The sequence below is a fragment of the Pantoea sp. CTOTU49201 genome (genome assembly GCF_032054795.1).
Lineage (GTDB): Bacteria > Pseudomonadota > Gammaproteobacteria > Enterobacterales > Enterobacteriaceae > Pantoea > Pantoea symbiotica.
On the sequence record NZ_DAMBSA010000501.1, the window covers coordinates 1 to 2,984 of the forward strand.

The window sequence follows — 2,984 nt, forward strand, 5'->3', positions numbered from 1 at the left end:
AACTGCGGCGATATGTTCCGGAAAAAAGACCGCTGAGCCAAAGGTAAATTCAGCGCGACTCACGGATTTTCGGTTGTTTTACAATAAGGTGGAACGCTCCTGCTGAAATCTGCTCACAAGAATTACCCTTCCGCCGTTACCGGCTGAAACGTACGGCGATTGAGGCTGGTGAAAATCACCAGCAATGCCATCATCACCAGCTCAACGCCGAGCGCACCGGTGATCGCAGCCAGATGATTGCCGTGCGTGTAGATCTGTGTGAATACGCCGCCCAGCAGCATCGGGCCTAAACCCAACGCCGACTGCTGCACCGTTGAAAGCACTGCGCTGCCCGCGCCCGCCTGATGATGCGGCACGCCGCTCATGCCAATACGGTAGAAGGTGCTGACAATAAACGACTGACCAAAGCCAATTAGTACCGTCGCGGGGATCAGTGTGAAGATACCGACCTGCGGCCATGCGAGTTGCAGCGTGGCGATCAAGGCCAGCAAACCAACCATCTGAATGCCGCAGCCCATCAGCAAGGCACCGCGCTTACCTAAACGCTCAACGATACGCGTCGATTGCATCGCCCCGATAAAATAGGCCACGCCCAGCGCGATAAATGCATTCCCGGACTGAAACGCTGTCAGTCCTAAACCGGCTTGCAGCGTCAACGCCACTGAGAACATAAAGCCGCTCCAGCAGGAGAAGAACAGCACCGCCAGCGTTAGACCAAATCGCACGCTCGGCAGACGCAGCAGTGACGGCGGCAACAGCGGCGCGCCGTTGGCCGCTTCCAGACGCAGCGAACTCTGGCGCAAACGATGCAGAAACAGCGGGAACAGCACCAGCAGCAAGATGCACGGCCACGACCAATGCAGCAGCGGACCGAGCGCCAGTGCCAGCATCAGGCAGCCAATCGCGCCTGCCAGCAGCAAGGTGCCGCTGACATCCACCGGCACGCGTTGGGTGTTCTGCGTTTCCGGCACAAAGCGGCGCGCGGTGATCAGCACAAACAGGCAAATCGGCAAATTGATCAGGAATACGCTGCGCCAGCCGTAACCGCCGATATCCGCTTTGATAAGAAATCCACCCAGCACCTGACCGATGATAAATGCCAGCCCGCCAATGCCGCCGTACAAACCTATGGCGCGCGCATGCGCTCTGCCCTTCAACGTAATGTGCAGCGTGGCGAGAATTTGCGGCACGATAAAGGCCGCGCCCACGCCTTGCAGCGCGCGGGCAAACATCAACAGGCCGACACTGTTGGCGATGCCGCATAATAAAGATGCAATACCGAAGATCCATACTCCGGTGAGGAACACGCGGCGGCGGCCATAATTGTCACCGAGCCGCCCGCCCATCGCCAGGCAGATGGCAAAGGCGATGCCGTAGACCGCGACGATCAGCGCCAGCTCGATCGCCGTGGCCTGCAGCGTGTGGGCCATCGCGTCTAACGCTACGTTAACGATAGAAAAATCAATCATGGGCAGCAGCTGCCCGGCAAGCAGGACCATCAATCCTGTGCGTTGAAGTTGCGATGTCTGCATCGGTTTTACCTTGTTTTTGCTGTCAGTACGGCATAGCATCACCTAACCCTTAAACGGGTACCAGTTCTTGTTTATCATGGTATAAATACTACCCGTCTTGTCGAAGGATCTGCTTATGAGCCTGGCATCCGCGCCTGTTACCACCGAACAAAACAACCGCAAATTACTTGGTACTTTTCTGCGCACGCGCCGCGAAAACCTCGATCCCAATCGGCTCGGTTTGCCGCGCATGCGCCATCGCCGCACGCCGGGTTTACGTCGTGAAGAAGTCGCGCAGTTAGCGGATGTGGGCGTGACCTGGTATACGTGGCTGGAACAGGGACGTGATATTAAAGCCTCGCCGAAAACGCTGACGGCGATTGCCAGCGCGTTGCAGTGCAACGATGTGGAAACGCAGCACCTGTTTTCGCTTGCCGGGCATGCGTTGCCTTCGGTGCGCGTGGTAGCGGCCTGCTGCAAAATTGCCGCGCACAATCAACAGATGCTCGACGCTATCCAGCTACCGGCGATTATCGAAACGCCGCGCTTTGATATTCTCGGTTACAACGCTGCGTGGTGTGCCTTAATGGGCGTCGATTTAGCCGAGATCGCGCTGGAAGATCGCAATTGTATCTGGCTGGCCTTCAATCATCCCGCATGGCGCAAAGCGCTGAACGACTGGGATGAAGTGATGCCACAGATGGTGGCGATGTTTCGCGGGCAGATGGGCGAGCACCTTGGCGATCCGCACTGGGAAAGCTTTCTTGCCCGCCTGCTAAACAGTTCAGATGAGTTTGCGCACACCTGGCAGCGCTATGAATTGGGCCAGGTTGAGAATCGCGTGAAACGTTTTTACCGCGACGAAGTGGGTGAACTGACGCTGCGGCAAAATAACTGGTGGTCAGCGTCGCGCAACGGCGATCGCCTGCTGGTGTATGTGCCGGACGATGAAACCAGCGCCGCGGCACTGCAACAGCTGATCAATCCCTGATGTATTATGCCTTGCTGGTCAGCGCTGGAAGCGGTGTCTGCGGGCGGGCGCCTTTCTGGCTGGTTAACAGAATCTGGCCCAATAAGCTGTCTTTGTTCACCACGCCATATTTCAGATTGGTGTCGAGATATTTGCGATCAAATCCCGTCAGTTTGGTCAGCGGCGGCAACACTGCTGGCAGACGATCCACCATCAGCATGCGGCTCAGCTTCACCGGCCGCCACTCCACCAGACTTTGATACAGCAAGGCGCTGGCCTCGCATTTACGCAGGTAGAAATTGTACTGATTGTTCTCACGCAACGCCTGCTGCTGCGCGATATACACCACCAGATAATCCGGTGGCGTGATGCCCTGAACAATGGTTTCGTAATCAGGCAGCGCGAGCAGACGACGGAAAAATTCATCGGCGCCTACTTCCACAATCGGCCGGAAAAAATGCAGCCAGCGCGCAATAAAGGCGTTATTTTTCGGCGCGGCCAGG

At 56.9% G+C, this 2,984-nt stretch carries 2 protein-coding genes and 1 pseudogene; 1 reads left to right on the forward strand and 2 read right to left on the reverse strand.

All coding sequences use genetic code 11. The features are described from left to right. Window positions 1–122 precede the first annotated feature (122 nt). On the reverse strand, window positions 123–1,532 hold the full coding sequence (locus RTY00_RS22850) for an MFS transporter (RefSeq protein WP_312666459.1): 1,410 nt from the start codon (window positions 1,530–1,532) through the stop codon (window positions 123–125). A 115-nt stretch (window positions 1,533–1,647) separates the two neighbouring features. On the opposite strand from RTY00_RS22850, the gene RTY00_RS22855 reads away from it, so the two are divergent. After that, the gene (locus RTY00_RS22855; protein WP_179452404.1) at window positions 1,648–2,502 is read left to right on the forward strand and encodes a helix-turn-helix transcriptional regulator; all 855 of its coding nucleotides are present in this window, start codon (window positions 1,648–1,650) and stop codon (window positions 2,500–2,502) included. A 4-nt stretch (window positions 2,503–2,506) separates the two neighbouring features. Here the strand turns inward: RTY00_RS22855 and RTY00_RS22860 are convergent. Next, window positions 2,507–2,984 (reverse strand): annotated as a pseudogene (locus tag RTY00_RS22860) (mannosyltransferase); the annotation flags it as partial.

Coding starts and splice junctions, on each gene's coding strand:
- RTY00_RS22850 (WP_312666459.1), bottom strand. CDS start 1,532: ATGCAGACATCGCAACTTCAACGCACAGGATTGATGGTCCTGCTTGCC.
- RTY00_RS22855 (WP_179452404.1), top strand. CDS start 1,648: ATGAGCCTGGCATCCGCGCCTGTTACCACCGAACAAAACAACCGCAAA.